The sequence below is a fragment of the Sphingobacterium populi genome (genome assembly GCF_001586775.1).
Classification (GTDB): Bacteria; Bacteroidota; Bacteroidia; order Sphingobacteriales; family Sphingobacteriaceae; genus Sphingobacterium; species Sphingobacterium populi.
On record NZ_LQXS01000005.1, the window covers coordinates 1 to 17,166 of the forward strand.

Annotated in this window: 14 protein-coding genes; 4 read left to right on the plus strand and 10 right to left on the minus strand. The window is 41.5% G+C overall.

Annotated elements, in window-relative coordinates:
• Positions 1 to 542: 542 nt before the first annotated feature.
• On the plus strand, positions 543 to 1,220 hold the full coding sequence (gene trmD, locus A0125_RS12230) for a tRNA (guanosine(37)-N1)-methyltransferase TrmD (protein WP_066756583.1): 678 nt from the start codon (positions 543 to 545) through the stop codon (positions 1,218 to 1,220).
• Between the two features lie 102 nt (positions 1,221 to 1,322).
• Here trmD and rseP read toward each other — a convergent pair whose 3' ends face one another.
• From rseP to A0125_RS12255, 5 genes are all read right to left on the minus strand, one after another.
• Positions 1,323 to 2,654 (minus strand): RIP metalloprotease RseP, encoded by a 1,332-nt coding sequence (gene rseP, locus A0125_RS12235; protein ID WP_066756586.1) that lies wholly within the window; start codon positions 2,652 to 2,654, stop codon positions 1,323 to 1,325.
• A gap of 61 nt (positions 2,655 to 2,715) precedes the next feature.
• Positions 2,716 to 3,867 carry a 1-deoxy-D-xylulose-5-phosphate reductoisomerase gene (locus tag A0125_RS12240; protein ID WP_066757254.1) on the minus strand — a complete coding sequence of 384 codons (1,152 nt, stop codon included), beginning with the start codon at positions 3,865 to 3,867 and terminating at the stop codon, positions 2,716 to 2,718.
• 14 nt (positions 3,868 to 3,881) lie between these two features.
• The gene (locus A0125_RS12245; protein WP_066756589.1) at positions 3,882 to 4,670 is read right to left on the minus strand and encodes a hypothetical protein; all 789 of its coding nucleotides are present in this window, start codon (positions 4,668 to 4,670) and stop codon (positions 3,882 to 3,884) included.
• A gap of 29 nt (positions 4,671 to 4,699) precedes the next feature.
• Positions 4,700 to 6,820 (minus strand): S9 family peptidase, encoded by a 2,121-nt coding sequence (locus A0125_RS12250; RefSeq protein WP_066756591.1) that lies wholly within the window; start codon positions 6,818 to 6,820, stop codon positions 4,700 to 4,702.
• A gap of 128 nt (positions 6,821 to 6,948) precedes the next feature.
• Positions 6,949 to 7,290: a DUF3276 family protein gene (locus tag A0125_RS12255; protein WP_066756594.1), complete on the minus strand. Its 342-nt coding sequence runs from the start codon at positions 7,288 to 7,290 to the stop codon at positions 6,949 to 6,951.
• 274 nt (positions 7,291 to 7,564) lie between these two features.
• Here A0125_RS12255 and A0125_RS12260 point away from each other — a divergent pair, with 274 nt between their 5' ends.
• The 3 genes from A0125_RS12260 to A0125_RS12270 are packed head-to-tail and all read left to right on the plus strand — an operon-like array spanning position 7,565 to position 10,231.
• On the plus strand, positions 7,565 to 8,434 hold the full coding sequence (locus tag A0125_RS12260; protein ID WP_197464873.1) for a LiaF transmembrane domain-containing protein: 870 nt from the start codon (positions 7,565 to 7,567) through the stop codon (positions 8,432 to 8,434).
• Between the two features lie 14 nt (positions 8,435 to 8,448).
• Positions 8,449 to 9,492, plus strand: coding sequence for a sensor histidine kinase (locus A0125_RS12265; protein WP_066756599.1), 1,044 nt, complete (start codon positions 8,449 to 8,451; stop codon positions 9,490 to 9,492).
• Positions 9,485 to 10,231 (plus strand): LytR/AlgR family response regulator transcription factor, encoded by a 747-nt coding sequence (locus A0125_RS12270; protein WP_066756602.1) that lies wholly within the window; start codon positions 9,485 to 9,487, stop codon positions 10,229 to 10,231. The genes A0125_RS12265 and A0125_RS12270 overlap by 8 nt, the downstream gene beginning before the upstream one ends.
• A 15-nt stretch (positions 10,232 to 10,246) precedes the next feature.
• On the opposite strand, the gene A0125_RS12275 is transcribed toward A0125_RS12270, so the two are convergent.
• Genes A0125_RS12275 through A0125_RS12290 form a run of 5 tightly spaced genes read right to left on the minus strand, consistent with a single transcriptional unit; the run spans position 10,247 to position 17,043 of the window.
• Complete coding sequence (locus A0125_RS12275) at positions 10,247 to 11,989, minus strand: RecQ family ATP-dependent DNA helicase (RefSeq protein ID WP_410528183.1); 1,743 nt, start codon at positions 11,987 to 11,989, stop codon at positions 10,247 to 10,249.
• Positions 11,962 to 12,147: a hypothetical protein gene (locus tag A0125_RS16555; RefSeq protein WP_317038821.1), complete on the minus strand. Its 186-nt coding sequence runs from the start codon at positions 12,145 to 12,147 to the stop codon at positions 11,962 to 11,964. Before A0125_RS16555 ends, A0125_RS12275 begins: the two co-directional genes overlap by 28 nt.
• Positions 12,148 to 14,208: a ComEC/Rec2 family competence protein gene (locus A0125_RS12280; protein ID WP_156472541.1), complete on the minus strand. Its 2,061-nt coding sequence runs from the start codon at positions 14,206 to 14,208 to the stop codon at positions 12,148 to 12,150.
• Positions 14,205 to 16,211 (minus strand): helix-hairpin-helix domain-containing protein, encoded by a 2,007-nt coding sequence (locus tag A0125_RS12285; RefSeq protein WP_066756608.1) that lies wholly within the window; start codon positions 16,209 to 16,211, stop codon positions 14,205 to 14,207. Before A0125_RS12285 ends, A0125_RS12280 begins: the two co-directional genes overlap by 4 nt.
• Positions 16,212 to 16,248: 37 nt before the next feature.
• Entirely contained in the window at positions 16,249 to 17,043 is a 795-nt protein-coding gene (locus tag A0125_RS12290) for a hypothetical protein (RefSeq protein ID WP_066756611.1), read from the minus strand.
• Between the last annotated feature and the right edge of the window lie 123 nt (positions 17,044 to 17,166).

Sequence of the window (17,166 nt, forward strand, 5' to 3'; positions counted from 1 at the left end):
TCTGTGTCGAATTTGTTGACCCTACGACGGTCACCGTAACCGCTGCCAGCGGATTCCCGCCAGATACAGAGGTCACTTTACCAGACACTGTTCTGTTCTGCGCTAGTGCCGACCCTATTGTAATCGAACACAGCACAAGAAAGCTAAGTAGTTTTTGCTTCATTACCTGTTTAGTAAGTATAAATAATTAATAGTTAGAAGATCACAATATACGTAAATTACATTTTTTAAAACAAAGGTTAATTAAATAATTTTTTAATGAATTAATAGTATGTTGTTTACTTAGCAGATTATTGACGTACAATATATATGGTCAATTATTTTAACCTATCTTCCTAAAGCACTTTTATTTTGGAATAGGCTAGCAATTTGAAAAGTCCTAGCTAATCGAGTATTCAGGCAAACATATAATTTTTCATTATCGTAAAGCCGCATTGACACTACTATCTTAATCCACTCTTTTCAAAGTATTTGATTAATTCTGTAACAAATAGCTATTTACACTGCTATCTTAAATCAAGTTTTTGCTCTACCTTTGCTACATGAGATTCGACATCATTACCGTATTGCCCAATCTGCTGGATAGCCCTTTTGCGCACTCTATATTGCAACGTGCACAGAAAAAAGGTTTGGCGGAGATCCATGTCCACAATTTGCGTGAGTACTCCACCAATAAACAAAAATCGGTAGATGATTATCCGTACGGTGGCGGTTCAGGTATGGTGATGCAGATTGAACCATTTGCCAATTGCATCGAAAAACTACAAGCTGAACGGCATTACGATGAAATTATCTATATGACCCCTGATGGTCAGACATTGAATCAGGATATCGCTAACTCTTACTCTGCAAAGAAAAATGTGATGATATTGTGCGGTCACTATAAAGGTATTGATCAACGTATTCGCGACATTTATGTCACTCAAGAGCTTTCTGTTGGTGATTATGTATTATCGGGCGGAGAACTTCCAGCTGCAATTGTAGTGGATGCCGTTGTTCGTCTACTTCCTGGTGTATTATCGGACGAAACCTCAGCACTTTCTGATTCTTTTCAGGATGGTTTATTGGATGCACCGATCTATACTCGTCCAGCAGAATGGCGTGGACATCGCGTGCCCGACATCCTATTGAGTGGCAACGAAGCGAAGATCACGGCATGGCGACATGAGCAGCAACTGCAGCGAACTACCGAACGTAGACCCGATCTTTTAGAAGATTAAAGGCATATTTATTACAATAAAAGACAAAAAGCCTACTTCTTCATGAAGCAGGCTTTTTGTCTTATGATAATTAACCTTCAAAAGCAAGGCTGATACTATGATTTATTGCGTCAGTTTAAAAATATCATTACCAAATACGAAGATCATTAAGGCAACGAGAATAAAGAAGCCCACCATCTGCGCTTTTTCTAGAAATGCATCACTCAAAGGCTTACCTTGGATCATTTCTACTAATAGGAATACCACATGCCCACCATCTAAAGCAGGTATTGGCAATAAATTCATAAATGCTAGCGCCATCGAGATCAGTCCGACAAGACTCCAAAAACGTGCCCAATCTACTTCGGTACCAAACATCGTAGCAATACCTACGGGTCCAGATAATGCTTTATCTGCTTTTAAGTCACCCCGAAAAATTTTACCAAATCCTTTGATATTATCAGTAATAACTCCAAATGCTTTTTGAGAACCAAGTGGCAATGACTCCCAAAAACCATAATTATACCTTACGATCGGCAATGAACTTGCCGCTGCGCTGTACAGCACACCGAGAGTTCCTTCGGCAGATACCGTTCCTGATAATGCTACTTGCTGTCCTTCTCGAATTACCTCAACCTGAATCGGTTTACCAGCATGTGCTGTTAGCACATTACTTACCTGATCTTGAAAAAGTACCGATTGGCTATTCAAACTTACGATACTATCGCCAGCTAAGATGCCCATCTTTGCAGCAGGATAATCGGCAACCACTTCATCTATCGGAGCGATTCTTCTTCGTGGTTGGATAAATTCATTGGCTTTATGCTCGGCGACCATATTACCCATATCTGCTGGCATTAATAGATCGATAGATTCACCATTTCGCTCTACTGTCAATGTAGCACCGCCAAAAAGCACGTCTGTATTTAAAAGATCTTGTGCAAAATGCTGTGGTACTTGCCCATTAACTTTTAAAATACGGTCGCCAGGTTCTATACCGACGGCCTTACCCACGATTCCAGGTACCACGCCGTCTGTCAACTTGGTGTTATCAATATCAGTGACACCATAATGAAAGGTAAGCATCCAAAAGACGAACACACCTACAATGACATTCACGATGATACCGCCTAACATCACGATCAGCCGTTGCCAAGCTGGTTTAGAACGAAATTCCCAAGGTTGCGGGTCTTGCTTCAACTGCTCTGTATCCATCGATTCATCGACCATGCCGGCAATCTTCACGTATCCGCCCAGCGGAAGCCAACCAATACCGTACTCGCAGCCTTTATAATTAAATTTAAATAGCTTGACACCCCAAGCATCGAAAAACAAATAGAACTTCTCTACTTTGATACCAAATGCTCGCGCTGCGAGAAAATGTCCTAACTCGTGCAACACGATTAACAAAGACAGGCCCAAGAGGACTTGCCCGATCATTACTAATACTCCCATTGAAAATTTAAAATCATATTATTAGAGGCCTTTCCGACCAAATCAATATCTATAACGTCATTTATTCTAAAAAGGTATGTGCTATCCGCCTAGCTTCTTGATCGTTCCAGAGGTAATCTTCCAAAGATTTTACCACCTGGTTACCGATCTTGGCCATTGTCTTCTCAATCACATCACTCATTCCCAGAAAAGAGATCTGATCCTGTAAAAACGCTTCGACTACTACCTCGTTTGCCGCATTTAAGACACAGGGTTGGTTACCGCCATTTTCCATGGCGATAAAAGCCAATTGCAAGTTACGAAACGTTTCCATATCCGGCTTATGAAAATCTAAACAACCGTATTTAGCAAAGTCAAATCGCTCGAAATCGTTACAAACTCTAGTTGGGTAGGCCATGGCGTACTGAATAGGTAATTTCATGTCAGGCAAGCCAAGCTGCGCTTTGATAGAACCATCTTGAAATTGTACCATCGAATGCACAATAGATTGCGGATGCACTACAACATCAATTTGCTCGGCCTTCAGATCAAATAGCCATTTCGCTTCGATCACTTCCAAACCTTTATTCATCAGCGAAGCAGAATCGATCGTAATCTTTGCGCCCATGCTCCAATTTGGATGCTTTAGGGCTTGCTCCTTAGTTACTCCGGCTAAAAATGCACGATCTTGGCCGCGAAATGGTCCTCCAGATGCTGTTAAGAATATTTTCTCTATCGGATTCAAATGCTCGCCCACCAAACATTGAAATATAGCGGAATGTTCGGAATCTACCGGCAACATTTGTACGCCGTGTTTTTTAACCAACCCCATCACCAGCTCGCCCGCCACCACAAGCGTCTCTTTATTAGCTAATGCAATATCTTTGCCGCTACATATAGCTTTGCACGTCGGCTCCAGACCAGCAGAGCCAACAATAGCGTTTAAAACCAGATCAATAGCCGGGTCTTGCACAACTTCTACCAAGCCCTGATTTCCCGAAAGAATAATAATATCCAAACCTACAAGACCTGCCTTTAGCTGATGTATTGCCTCATCGTGCGCCACCACGACATACTTAGGTTTGTATTTTATCGCTTGTGCAATCAGTAGCTCAATATTTCTACCGCCGGTCAGTACGCTAACTGTAAATCTATCGGGGAACGCATCTACCACTTCCAAGGCTTGTGTACCAATACTTCCTGTAGAGCCCAAAATGGCTATGTTTTTTTTCATCAAATCGTCCGACACTAAATTAAATTATCTATCAACGAAGGGTCATCGCTGCCCGCATAGCTCTTCATCATATCAACATACACAACCGACATTACGATGCTTACCATTGGAATCATCACAAATGAGTTAATAACACTAAAAATCTTGGCTACCAAAACGTAATTAAAATACTCAGCACTCACCATCAGCAAATGTGTAAAAGCTACGGCAAAGACGATTATTGCTAAACGAAAAACATTGCCGCGCGTAAGGGCTAGGCTAAATTTGTAAGCTTTAAATGTACCTGCTTGCTGTTCTATAATAAAGAAAGGATAAAATATAGTACGCAACACGACTATAAGCATGACAAAACCGGTCAATAAAGGGTGGATTTCATTGCGAATGGTATCCATATCAATATCCAGATATAACAATGGAAAGCATAAAACGTACATGAGCAAATAGACAAATCCTGCTAATATGGAGTACACGATCAAACCGCCAATGTATTGTGAAAACTGCCAAAATGAAGGCAAATATTTCCATAGGCCGATAGAAGGTTCTTCTTTCACCAAATGCACAGCGCGCTTCAACAACACGAGTTGCAAGCTAAAGTATAAAAATACAAATAACAATAACATACCTACCTTGACCAGGTTGGCATAGCCATCGAAATAGATGGATAACAGAGTCGACAGATTGGAAACCAAAAACAACAGTAGGCACAATCCTGCGATCGAGATATAGTGCCGGCTCAATATACTTATACTGCGCGTGATGACGTCATTTGCGCGAAAAGTACTTTCCTTTAAAAATTGTAACATAGACATAATAGGCGTCTAATAATAAGTTGCTATTTCAGTTCTTTTGGAACTGGTTTTTCTAACAAATATTCATAATAAAAACGAACGCGCTCTTTGAAGTCGTACGCTGATTTCCGACGCTCAAAACCATGCCTGCTGCCCGGATAGATCATAAATTCAAAGGGCACATCACGATCGGTCAAAGCATCTACCAGCTGGATCGAGTTTTGCAGATGTACATTGTCATCCAAATCACCGTGCATCAAACGAAGACCGCCTTTATACCCATTTACGTGTGTAAGCACTGATCCTTGCTTATATCCGTCAGGATTATCTTGTGGTGTATCCATCCAACGCTCTGTATAGTGCGAATCATACAGCTCCCAGCTCGTGACCGGAGCGCCAGCGATGCCAAAATCAAAATCAGAAGATCCTTTGGTGAGAGCCATGCAAACGATATATCCGCCATAACTGTGTCCTGTAATCAGTAATTTGTTTTTGGCTACCCAAGGTTTGGCCTTTAACCATTGTGCCACGGTTCCGTAGTCGATCAGTTCCCAATGTCCTAATTTACGGTGCATCAACGCTACGCCTTGTTTTCCAAAATGACCTGAAGCGCGGTGATCACATTCGATTTGGATAATTCCTTCGTTAGCCCAGTACTGCTTCGCTGTACCTTTCCAAGTATTGCGCACGCTACCGGCGTCGGGCCCGCCATAAATACTCATAATGACAGGGTATTGCTTTGTCTCGTCAAAATCCGTTGGATAGGTGACGATTACAGGCAAATCATACTGCCCGTCTGCAGATGGAATAGTAAAATAAACTGTTTTGCCCACCTTATATTGCTCAAAATCTGCCGATTTACTATCCTCTAGTTCTCGTACTATTTTACCATTCATATCAACCAATGCCACTTTCGTCGGTGTCTCTACGTTGGAGTACTCGGTTATGAAGTATTTGCCATCTGGCGATACCTTTACCCGATGTGTATAATCGCCAAAGGTTAGACGTTTAAGGTTTTTTCCATTAAAATCTACCCGGTAAAGATCAGACGTTGCAGAGTTTTCCTTTCTGGCATTGAAGTAAAATATCTTGTTCTTCTCGTCAATATGTGCAATGCTACTCACTTGCCAATCGCCAGTGGTAAGTGCATTGATCATTTTACCATCTAAGTTGTATAGGTAGTAATGTGCCCATCCCGTTTTATCCGATTTTAAGATGTAATGCTTGTTGTCAGCTAGGTATGTGATACGCTCATCGTGATCCAAATTGATCCAGGTTGGCTGCGTTTCGTCGTAAGTAGCGACTTTGGTACCATCTACTGGATTTACCTGATAAAATTTTAAATTGGTTTGATCGCGGTTCATCCACTGCACCATGATGGACTGGCTATTGAAACTCCAGTATGGTTGACCAAAGTATTGATCGTCTTCTTCATTAAAATCAGCCCATACCACAGGAGATCCGACCACTTCTACAAAACCTACACGCACGGTTGGATTTTTGTCTCCGGCTTTTGGATATCGCGTCTTTTCTACATAACCATGTTGGCCGGGTGAAGCATAAATCGGGAACATGGGCACTTCCGAATCATCAAATCGCATAAAAGCCAGACGCTTGCTATCGGGCGACCACCAAAATGCTTTGTATTGTGTAGACCTTCCTAGTATTTCTTCATAATAAACCCAAGATGACCAACCGTTGTATACTACATCAGACCCATCTGTTGTATAGCGAATCTCGTTGCCGGAAGATACCTCTACTGTGTACAAATCATTCTCCCTGGTGAATGCTACGTACTTTCCATCCGGAGATAAGGTGGGATTTTTCTCCTCAATCTCAGGAGAATTAGTTAGTTGCTTTGTTTGTCCATTCGCAAATGTAATCACCACATCATTTTTGTCCACAGCTACTTTGGTCGACTTATCGGCTGGATACGTATACGATGTCTCTACTCCCGTTTTTACATGTACTTTGTAAAGCGTGCTATTATCACCTACGATATAGTGATTGGCATCTGCCCAACCTCTGTATTGACGTAGCGGCTTGGTTAGAGAAGCTTCTTGTCCCCAAGATTGAGCATAATTTAACCGTTTCGTTTGCGCCACTGAATGACTAATAGCGAGAAAGCACAGCATCAACGCTGCGACACTAGAAAACTTATACATAATAAGATTTTACGTTTTGCTACGAAAATAGAAAAAATATAGCACTGCACTGAGCAATACCAAAATATAGTTATACAAAAAAAGCCACACGTACTAGGTGTGGCTTATCTATATCTAAGAATCATACTTTAAAAGGAGAAATTTTCTTTGGCGTCACCATAGGTACCTGTTCTTTCGAATACACCATCTTCTGGAGCACCTTCATATCTTTTCTCGACTACCTCTTGGTTATTTTTGATATAACTAACGACATCTTGCAAACCTTCCGCGAATTTCTCAAAATCTTCTTTATAAAGAAAGATTTTGTGTTTGATAAATTGGCCATCTTCGAAACGTTTTTTACTTTCTGTGATGGTCACATAATAGTCGTTTGACCGAGTTGCTTTAACATCAAAAAAATAAGTACGTTTCCCCGCTCTCACCTTTTTTGAAAATACCTCTTCGCGTTCTTTGTTTTCAAAATCTCCCATTAGATTAGTCAGATAAATTAAGTTTATGCTTTATTTTCTTGCATAAATATATAATAAATAAAATCATCAGGCCAAATTATGGCATAAAAAAAGTTAATTAATTTTTACATATTCGCGTAATTGAATTGACTTTGGTTAGCGATGCGTCTAAAATATTTCACCGATTAATAGTGCACGTTTACCGAAAAAAACACCTAGGATGCCTATTTCAGCTCGTTTAGCTGAATTTTTCGATCTACTTTCGAATCATCATAGGAACAATAAACACAACGTCATGAGTACACAAAACACAAATAACGATAACCGCCCACCAAAGTCTAATAATACGACAAATTTCGCAGGTGCGTTTATTATCTTATTCGGACTCGCACTCCTTCTTAAGAATATGCGACTCGACATCTTTCCTCGCTGGATATTTGGCTGGGAAATGATCCTGATTGTCATTGGTTTGGTGATTGGAGTCAATTCTAAATTTCAGAAGAAATCTTCGGTAATACTGATCGCTATTGGCTCTATTTTCTTGCTAAAAGACTTGGTCGGAATGTCTTTTGGAAAGTTTTTTATCCCGGCAATGGTAATTGCCATTGGTATTTATCTTATAAAGCGAAATCGTGTAGTGCCACCATTGCCACCAGAGCATCCTAATCGACCGGATGACGAATATGATTGGGACAAACGAGTAGATCCCGATTATGCCAGCGGCGAAATTTTTCCTCCGACTGGTAATTATACCGCATCGAGCCAGCCTGTAGACAGCCATTCGTCTACAGGCTCTGCCGCTTATGCAAATTACAGCGCGCAGCATGATAGCTATTTAAAAGTAGATACCTTTTTTAGCGATACCAAAAAATCACTATTAACTACCAATTTCCTTGGCGGCACCATCACCAGTGTATTTGGCAGTACGAAAATCAATTTTTTGCAGGCAGATATCAGGCAAGCTGTGGTGTTGGACACGTTTCAACTTTTTGGAAGTACTAAAATTATTATTCCTCCGCACTGGCAAGTATCAAGCAACGTTGCCTCTATCTTTGGTGAGCTGGATGATCGGCGGCCAATGTTGGACATTACGACCGATAAGAACAAAAAGATTTATATCACCGGAACATCCATTTTTGGCGGATTGACGATTAAGAACAACTGATAAGTATCTTATTTATGACGCAGACGCAGTATCCCAAATCGAAAAAATGGCTGATCCACACTTCATCGTGGATTATTTGTGTTTTGTACTTCTTGGTCGTTTATGGGCTATTGTGGTGGGTCAAAGTTCCCTTTGAAACGATTCTATACGATGGCGCCATCAGTGCACTGGTGATAACGGGCACATCGTATTTGATTTATACTTCATTGCAATTCTATTTACCTAAAAACAAGCAATTCTGGAAGCTATTTAGCTTTGCTATCATCTTCAGTGCGATCAGTGTTTTCTGTACGCGTTTTTGTCTTTTGCAGGTATTTTCGCCCGAACAGGTGGTTTACCTGACGTTCAGCATGCCTTTTCGTTTCGTGATCAATTTTTTGGTGATCACTTGTATCATGATTATCAACATTTTTTGGAACATCCAAGAAGAATACGAGGAAAATAAAGAGCGCAAAGCACAGTCCGAACGGATGGTACGTGATGCCGAGTTGTATAATCTCCGCCAACAACTACAACCGCATTTCTTATTCAATAGCCTCAATTCGATCATCGCGCTCATTGGGAGCAAGCCGCAGGAAGCTCGAAGCATGACTTTTCAATTATCGGACTTCTTGCGGGGCACTTTGCGAAAAGACGAAAAGCAATTTATTTTGTTAGAAGATGAATTGAAGCACTTACGTTTGTATTTAGACATCGAAAAGGTACGTTTTGGACATCGCTTAAAAACGATCTTTGATTATGACGAATCTATTTTAGTATCGAAAGTACCGGTCATGATTATTCAACCGATACTGGAAAATGCCATTAAATTTGGACTGTATAATGTAACGGGTGATGTGCTCATTACTATTGATGCATATAAGGAGGAAAATATGCTGTTTATCGTGATTACCAATCCTTTTGATATAGATCAGTTTGAAAACAAGAGCGGCACCGGATTTGGTTTATCTAGCATACAACGACGGCTTTACTTACTCTTTGGCCGCACCGATCTCTTAATTACCAATACCGATAATAACACGTTCATATCCACTTTAAGAATACCTCAATATGATTAAGACCATCCTGATTGACGACGAACCATTAGCCAGAAGCATATTATTAGAATACTTGCAATCGCATCCCGAATTTGATGTTGTGGCCGAGTGCAACGACGGATTCGAAGGAGTGAAAGCCATACAACAGCACAAACCTGATTTGGTATTTCTGGATATACAGATGCCCAAATTAACGGGTTTTGAAATGTTGGAATTATTGGACGATCAACCGCATATTATATTCACTACCGCATTTGATGAGTTTGCCATCAAGGCCTTTGAAAAAAATGCCGTGGATTATTTATTGAAGCCAATTAGCCCGGATCGCTTCGAGAAAAGCTTGGACAAGTTCAAAAACAACTTTAATAGTACGACTGACCCAAAAGCCAAGAAAAGTAGCGATCAATTGCAAGAATCTATGGAAGAACAAGGTCTGGAACGGATCGTCGTAAAAAATGGTTCGCAGATCAAAATCATTCCGGTGCAGCAAATCAACTTTTTGGAAGCCTACGACGATTATGTAAAAATCCACACCACAGAGGGCATGTTTTTAAAAAATAAAACAATGAGCTCTTTTGAGAAGCAGCTTGATGCCAAACAATTCGTCAGGATACACCGCTCGTTTATGATCAAAGTAGATCAGCTCGCGAAGATCGAACCGATGGAAAAGGATAGCTACATTGCGATTTTGCATTCGGGAGACAAAGTCAATATCAGCAAATCGGGTTATGCGCGATTGAAACAAGTAATCGGAATTTAAAGAACAGTGGGGGTATCAAAACCCCACACTCCAATAGTACAGATCTTCTTTGAGAATGATTTGCTCTTCATCCAATAAGCTTCTAAACACGTCCAGTTTTGCTTTTTCGGAACCGATACTAATTTGATCAATCAGCTCTTGCAAGTACAAAGGTTTTTCTAGAAGTAAGTTTTTAATCTGCTCCCTAATTTGGGACGAAATTTTTCCGCGATGCGCATTTACCAAACAAAGGTCGCACACACCGCATGGTGTAGTGCTATGCTCGCCAAAATAAGTTAACAACGCTGTACTTCGACAGTGTGTTGTATCCAGATATTGGTATACGGCTTTAGTCTGCTCTTCTTTTATTCGCCTTCTTTCTCGGATAAAAGCCGTATCAACATGCAAGTTTTTACGATCAATTCTAGGATGTAAAAATTGTAATTGTGGAGCGTCCGTTTTTGGCATATAAGTTATGAGTTCCATCTGTTGCATCGTTTGCAGCATATGTACGATCTCTTGGTAAGGCACACTTAGCGCCTTGGCAAATTCATATTCATTAATAGGTACGAACAAGTCAAAAGCACCACCGTAACTTCGTAAGATACGTTTTATCAATGGGTCGAACTTGGCAGACTGCACCTGAAACTTGTATAATTCCTGATAATCTACTTCAAACTTTAATCGTGAAGGGATAAAGACCGCCTCAGATAAACTTAGCCAGCCATCACGTTCTAAAAATTTCAGAGCGCTCAGCGTAGGTAGTAAATCGAATTTGTACTTTTTAGCAAAGTCCACTACATCAAAAGATAGTACCGTCCCTAAGCCGGCACCGTACGCGATCTGAAAATAGTTTGCTAACTGATGATAAACCTGCTGAATAAATGCTACCTCTGGAAAGGACGATTCCAAATTGGACCACAGTCGATCTCTATCTTCCTGATTGTACAAAAGTACGGGAAACGCTTTTTTGCCGTCACGTCCTGCCCTACCCGCTTCCTGATAATATGCTTCAAGCGTATCTGGTATATCGAGATGAATAACAAACCGTACATCAGCTTTGTCAATCCCCATACCAAAGGCATTCGTCGCGACGATTACACGAGTAGCATTACTCGCCCATCGCTGTTGTTTTTCGGAGCGTGTTGGCATATCCAGACCTGCGTGATAAAAATCAGCCGAGATACCTTGATTCATTAGAAAACGTGAAACCTCTTGTGTCTCGCGCCTGTTCCGGACATACACAATCCCGCTGCCTCCAATTTTTTGAATCACACGCATCATCCTGCCCATCTTATCCTCTTCAGGTAGCACCATATATCCCAGATTTTCTCGGTTGAAACTCTTGGTAAGTACATTCGACTTGGGAAACAACAATTTCTCCTGAATATCGACTATTACGCGTTCGGTAGCAGTCGCCGTTAATGCCAAAAAAGGAATGTTGGGATGCAATTCTCGCAACCGATGCAGCTGAAGGTAGGAAGGCCTGAAATCGTACCCCCACTCGGAGATACAATGCGCTTCGTCGATCGCAAAAAGATTCACCTTCATGTGGCGAATCCGTTCCCAGACAATGTCTGAGTACAATCTTTCGGGTGCCAGATATAGAAATTTAATGTTTCCGAAGATACAATTGTCTAGCGTAATATCGACCTCACGCTTAGTCATACCCGAATAAATGGCTACTGCCTGAATATCTTGCTTCCGCAAGCGCTCGACTTGATCTTTCATAAGCGCTATCAAGGGAGAGATTACGATACATATCCCTTCTTGAAGCATGGCAGGCACTTGAAAACAAATCGATTTGCCGCCACCCGTCGCATTAATGCCAACGTATCTTCCTGCATCAGCACTGCGTGGATAATCTCCTCTTGAAGCGGCCTGAATTGGTCATATCCCCAATACTGCTTTAATATGGAAAGGCTGGTCGGATTCATTTAATCTGTCTTCCAAACATAAGCAAAATTATCCTTTAAGGTGTAGTAGTCTACGCTTTGATCATTTAGTTCTGTACTATTTTTGGAGATATAAAAATTTCTGCTGCTACCGTCGAGTATATGCAGAGCCTTATTGCATGTTAGATCAGGTGTTAATCTGTTATTGTTTCGAACTAGAATCAGCGCAACATCTGCTGGCGGATTGTAAGCGCCAATATTCCACACATATAACGTTGCTTCACCCAACGTCAGTAAGCAATTTTCCTTGCCCGGGATCTTTACCAAGTGAATCTGATCAGTTGGCCGATAGGATCGCAAGTGCGGCATGACTGCATATTGGATACTGGGATGTTCTAAAGAATCCAACGTGCTAAACAATATTACTTTTTCGCGCTCGTACCATGCAATTGCTACATGCTGCCGCATTTGATAAATATATACTCCCTGATAATTGATCTTATCGTTCCATTGCCACAAAGAGGTGATCATTAGAAATAAAATGATAGCGCAAAGCGCATACAACGCGATCTTCATACGGTAATTTGCCGCAATGAAAAAGGACGTTAGTGCTCCAAATAGTATTATTACCTGTGAAGTGGTGTAGGAGAAGCCCTGCCAGATCGCACCGGGCAAATCTCCGATCCACTGTAAAGTAGTAACCATGATTTGAATAGCAAAACCTTCCAACGTACCCAGTAGCTGCGCAACAACGGGAATCGGCAGCAACATCAGACCAACACCAATGTACATGATCACGGTAGCCGGAATTGTGATGAGGAGATTAGCCAGTAGAAAATAATTTGGAAATTGTGCAAAGTAATACAACGTTAACGGAGTGGTCACGAGTTGTGCTGCTATAGATATATAACTATACTCTACCCCAACGCGTAGCCAACGATTGCGTGGAAGGTACCATGACCGCAGCAGTGGAAAAATCAAAAATATACCCAGCATCGCGAGATACGACAATTGAAAGCCAACTTCGAAAAGCATCTTGGGATCATACCATAAAATAAAAAAGCCAGATGCAAACAATGCATTTAAGCTCTGTTGTCTTCGACCATACCATTGGCCCATGACAAGGAAACTTATCATAATGCCTGCGCGCAATATGGGCGGTGCCATGCCCGTAAGTACAACATATAGCCATATAAAAGACAGCACCAATATGAAACGGAGCGACCGGCCAACTTTCCAGCGATCCAATGGTCGCAACAGAAAGGTTAGCAAAATAAAAACCATACCCACGTGCATTCCCGAAACGCTGAGGATGTGAATTGTTCCTGTACTAGTAAAGGTTGAATAAATTTCAGCATCCATCTCGGCACGATACCCAAATACGAGCGCTGAAGCTATAGAAAAGGCAGTTTGATCGCCGATGTTTGCCCGAAACTGTGCAACGACATATTCTTTCAAATACAGCACATAATTGTACCAAGTAGTGTGCGACTTCAAGATTACAAGTTGAGTAGAAGATAATCGTTGTTGATGGTGAATTCCACGATTAGCCAAATAATTTTTGTAATCAAATTCCTTCGGATTGTATGGCGGCGCTATGCGCTGTAAATTGGCAGCAAACTGTAATTGATCTCCATACTTTGGCTGCTGATAGAGTGCACTATCTTTGTAAACGGTGAGGAGCACTTGCCCAGAAACTGCATGGATAGTACCCGAAGAATCAATTCCTGCCAACAAAGATACGCGCATTCGCATTGTACTTTTCTTTTCCAATGGCTCATCCGCTACCTGACCAACAAGTTGCATAAAGTCTCGATCTGCTACGAAATCGATTTTATTTTCGGGCAGCGACCGACCATATTGCAGCATTCCTAAAGTGATCCAGCTACTGTATAAAAATAATGTAATAACCTTTGCTGGCATTGCTTGAAAAAAAGATATGAGCAGCAACAACAGCAGGCTAAAAGATACACCCATCATCCAAAGCACTAAATCATGCGTCCAGGAAAAGCATTGTGCCAAAATAACTCCTAGTAAGTAGGTGATCAATACTTTCAAAAACGGCATATCATCCGCTTCCAATCGAATAACCGGCCTACTCACCACCTGTACCTCATTTGTAGACGGATTTCACTACGCTGATCTCCTTCGATGGTATCCAATTGCGAACCAATGGTTTCTACACCAGGTAATTTTGTAATGGCGTATCGCGCCCACAGATCAGTACGCCTAGATATTCGCCAACGCATGTTGGCGTACGTTCGCCAACCTTTACCATAGTACATCGGAAAAGACGCTGCATACAGCACATCTTGCTCATACGCATAGATACGAGAATCAAAAGATTCTGTTGTGAAATATGCCAAGCGGGCGTTGCCCGAGATTTTATTATTTGGACTGCTCCACAAAATATCCTGAAACACCAATACTCCGAACTCCCGTGAAGTCAGCTCTTTAAAATAGTAGGATAATTCGGCACGAGATCGTACCGCCCAAGTACTATTGAGCTTATATTGAAAATCTACGCGTCCTTGATTACGAATCATGTCGGCCTGTAAATTCTCTGGCCTCGAAGGATCGGTTACATTTTCTTGGCGAAGCCGATGCCTCAATCTAAAGGTGAGCCTACCCTTTTTGTACCAGATGTATGAAAACTGAGACAGAAAATCAACCCCTGACGAAGGTGCATCTGCTCGAAAACGTAACCAAGGAAAACGAAACGCATCAAGGTAATTAATCCACTCTATCTGCCGCGACGGATGATACATCAGTCCGGAATAAAAGCCATGTTCATTCCCTAGCGTAGACAATTCTCCTATTGATTGAGCAAAAAAATGATGATAATTCGCTTCATAATAGCGATGATTTGCGACGACGGTCAATTTTGGATGAATACTTGCCATCAGTCCATTATTCGTAGCATACCCACTACCTACGCTGTGCGCAGCTTCACCGTACAAATAGGTATTTCCAAAGGTGTAGTTATAGTAGACACCAACATTAGTAAGCTGATCTCCTTCAAAAGAAAACCGATTTCGCAAGTCATTATTAGGCTGGATGTACCCATCGAATACGGTGGATAACCAAGTAAGTCCAAATTTTAATCTTTCCCGTTGATACGCCATATTCGCACCGTATACATATTGATTGATCGCACGACGGTAACTTTGCTCAGTCGGCGTGCGGCTGTATCCCGAATAGTTGATAGTACGAATCTCGCGTCGATCATCCATTTCTATCACATTACCGTTCAACTTATTCAAGGCTACAAAAGGAGTGACCGACCAATTTTGAAATGCAATTACTGCGGATGCACCTCGCATGAAGTTACTTTGATTGAGCGACTTGTATTGTAATAATCCAGCACCCTGCCGCGCTATGCTAGCCATCCATGCCCCTTTACCAAAGTGTAAACCATTCCACAAAATCAATCCCTGCCCCAATTGCAAAGCATAATCGCCAATAACAATACGTTTGAAAGGGCCCATATCCTTGAGCAATATACTTCCCGAATAAAAATCAAAACCGTACCGCTGTTCATACCGAAAAAACGGTTCGCCCGCATGCTTGTTCATATTTATTGCTACTTCTAGACGATTATCATAATTCATCCTAATTCGCGTAGCTATGCGATCTGGCGAGCCCAAATAGCGCGCACGATTTTCATCAGAAATCTGATAGCCCCGTTGGGTTTCTAAAACACGACCATACCGCACCATTATTTCGTAATTACTCTTTAGCAAAATATTACGCAAAGACAATTTCCGCCACTCGCTATTCGAACCGACGCGAACAAATCGCTGTAATAGGCGTACCGTTTTGATATCAAACCCATCTATTGCTTGCAATTCCATTACCGAGATGAATTGCCCACTATATTGACGGTGAAGCATCAAGTTGTTTATCTGAAGCGGACTCAAAAAGACCATCGCAGCAAAATCTTGCACTGTAGCTCGATTGAGATCGAGCGGCCGGACGAGGTATTGGCGAAGACGCTCTAAAATATCGCTTACATCCATATCGGGTGCCAACTCTTCCACCAGCTGCTCCAATATTTGCTCCTCCATAAAGGCATCTTCAAGATTTTGTGCCTGCGCCTTTATCATTAGTAACGACAGCAAGAATACCCAAAGCCCAGTACGGTTAGAACACATATGACAATCCTAATTGCGGCGAAGCGCCTAATTCTCGGTGAATCGACGCGGCCAGGTCTAAGTACAAATGTCGACGGCCCAGTCCTGCTCCTAAGTAATATTGTACTGGTTGGGCTGATATTCCACCTCGCAAACGATAAAATCGATGAAAACGATATTCTAAACCGGTACGAAGCTCCGGACTCTCCTCTTGTTGCCACCAAATATCTGTGGCCCAATAAACTTGCTCAGAAAACAAATAGCTCACACCAAGAAGTACTTCAAGCGGCCTTGAAGGAGCCATAGCTTCTGACGACTTTGCTATGGGTATTTCTTTAAGATATCCGCCAATTAGCAAATTATTATGCTCATACTGAACTCCGGCGGTTATCTGGTGAGTGGCTACTACTGCTATATCTTGCCAAGCTGCTCGACGCTGCTGAAAGCCTAATGCCGCACTCCACCTACCACCAAAAAGCAGTGAATAATTTAATCCCCAAGTAGTTTCCTTTAAGAAGTTTGAGCTTTGAGATTGATTAATTTGTGCAGCTAGTGAACCATTCTTTAAAATAGGAATCGCTCCATAGGCACCGAAAGTATTAAAATCCGACAAAGAATAGTGCCGCTGGTAAGCTATGCTGATACCATAGTCTTGCTGCCGCGCTATCCCCGCAGGATTGGCTACTGTGCTATGCAAGCCATAGTATGCGGCAGATATATTGCCCATTCCTAATAGCGCAGGCGCTTGAAATGACTGCCCCGAAGCGTTAATAATCGAAAATATGAAGATTAAAATACGAATCACATCTGATGTTAATAATTAAGTAAATATATTTCTTTTAAACTTATTTTAGAACTATTATTTAAAAATTATTAGCACTATGATTTTAACAATTCTGCGTACGACTGAATTGGTGCTCAATACGTT

Bases quoted from the DNA above. Each gene is read 5' to 3' on its own strand.
- A0125_RS12250 (WP_066756591.1), bottom strand. From the start codon at position 6,820: ATGTATAAGTTTTCTAGTGTCGCAGCGTTGATGCTGTGCTTTCTCGCT.
- A0125_RS12270 (WP_066756602.1), top strand. From the start codon at position 9,485: ATGATTAAGACCATCCTGATTGACGACGAACCATTAGCCAGAAGCATA.
- A0125_RS12260 (WP_197464873.1), top strand. From the start codon at position 7,565: ATGAGTACACAAAACACAAATAACGATAACCGCCCACCAAAGTCTAAT.
- A0125_RS12285 (WP_066756608.1), bottom strand. From the start codon at position 16,211: ATGATAAAGGCGCAGGCACAAAATCTTGAAGATGCCTTTATGGAGGAG.
- A0125_RS12255 (WP_066756594.1), bottom strand. From the start codon at position 7,290: ATGGGAGATTTTGAAAACAAAGAACGCGAAGAGGTATTTTCAAAAAAG.
- rseP (WP_066756586.1), bottom strand. From the start codon at position 2,654: ATGGGAGTATTAGTAATGATCGGGCAAGTCCTCTTGGGCCTGTCTTTG.
- A0125_RS12245 (WP_066756589.1), bottom strand. From the start codon at position 4,670: ATGTTACAATTTTTAAAGGAAAGTACTTTTCGCGCAAATGACGTCATC.
- A0125_RS12275 (WP_410528183.1), bottom strand. From the start codon at position 11,989: ATGCTTCAAGAAGGGATATGTATCGTAATCTCTCCCTTGATAGCGCTT.
- A0125_RS12240 (WP_066757254.1), bottom strand. From the start codon at position 3,867: ATGAAAAAAAACATAGCCATTTTGGGCTCTACAGGAAGTATTGGTACA.
- A0125_RS12265 (WP_066756599.1), top strand. From the start codon at position 8,449: ATGACGCAGACGCAGTATCCCAAATCGAAAAAATGGCTGATCCACACT.
- trmD (WP_066756583.1), top strand. From the start codon at position 543: ATGAGATTCGACATCATTACCGTATTGCCCAATCTGCTGGATAGCCCT.
- A0125_RS16555 (WP_317038821.1), bottom strand. From the start codon at position 12,147: ATGAATCCGACCAGCCTTTCCATATTAAAGCAGTATTGGGGATATGAC.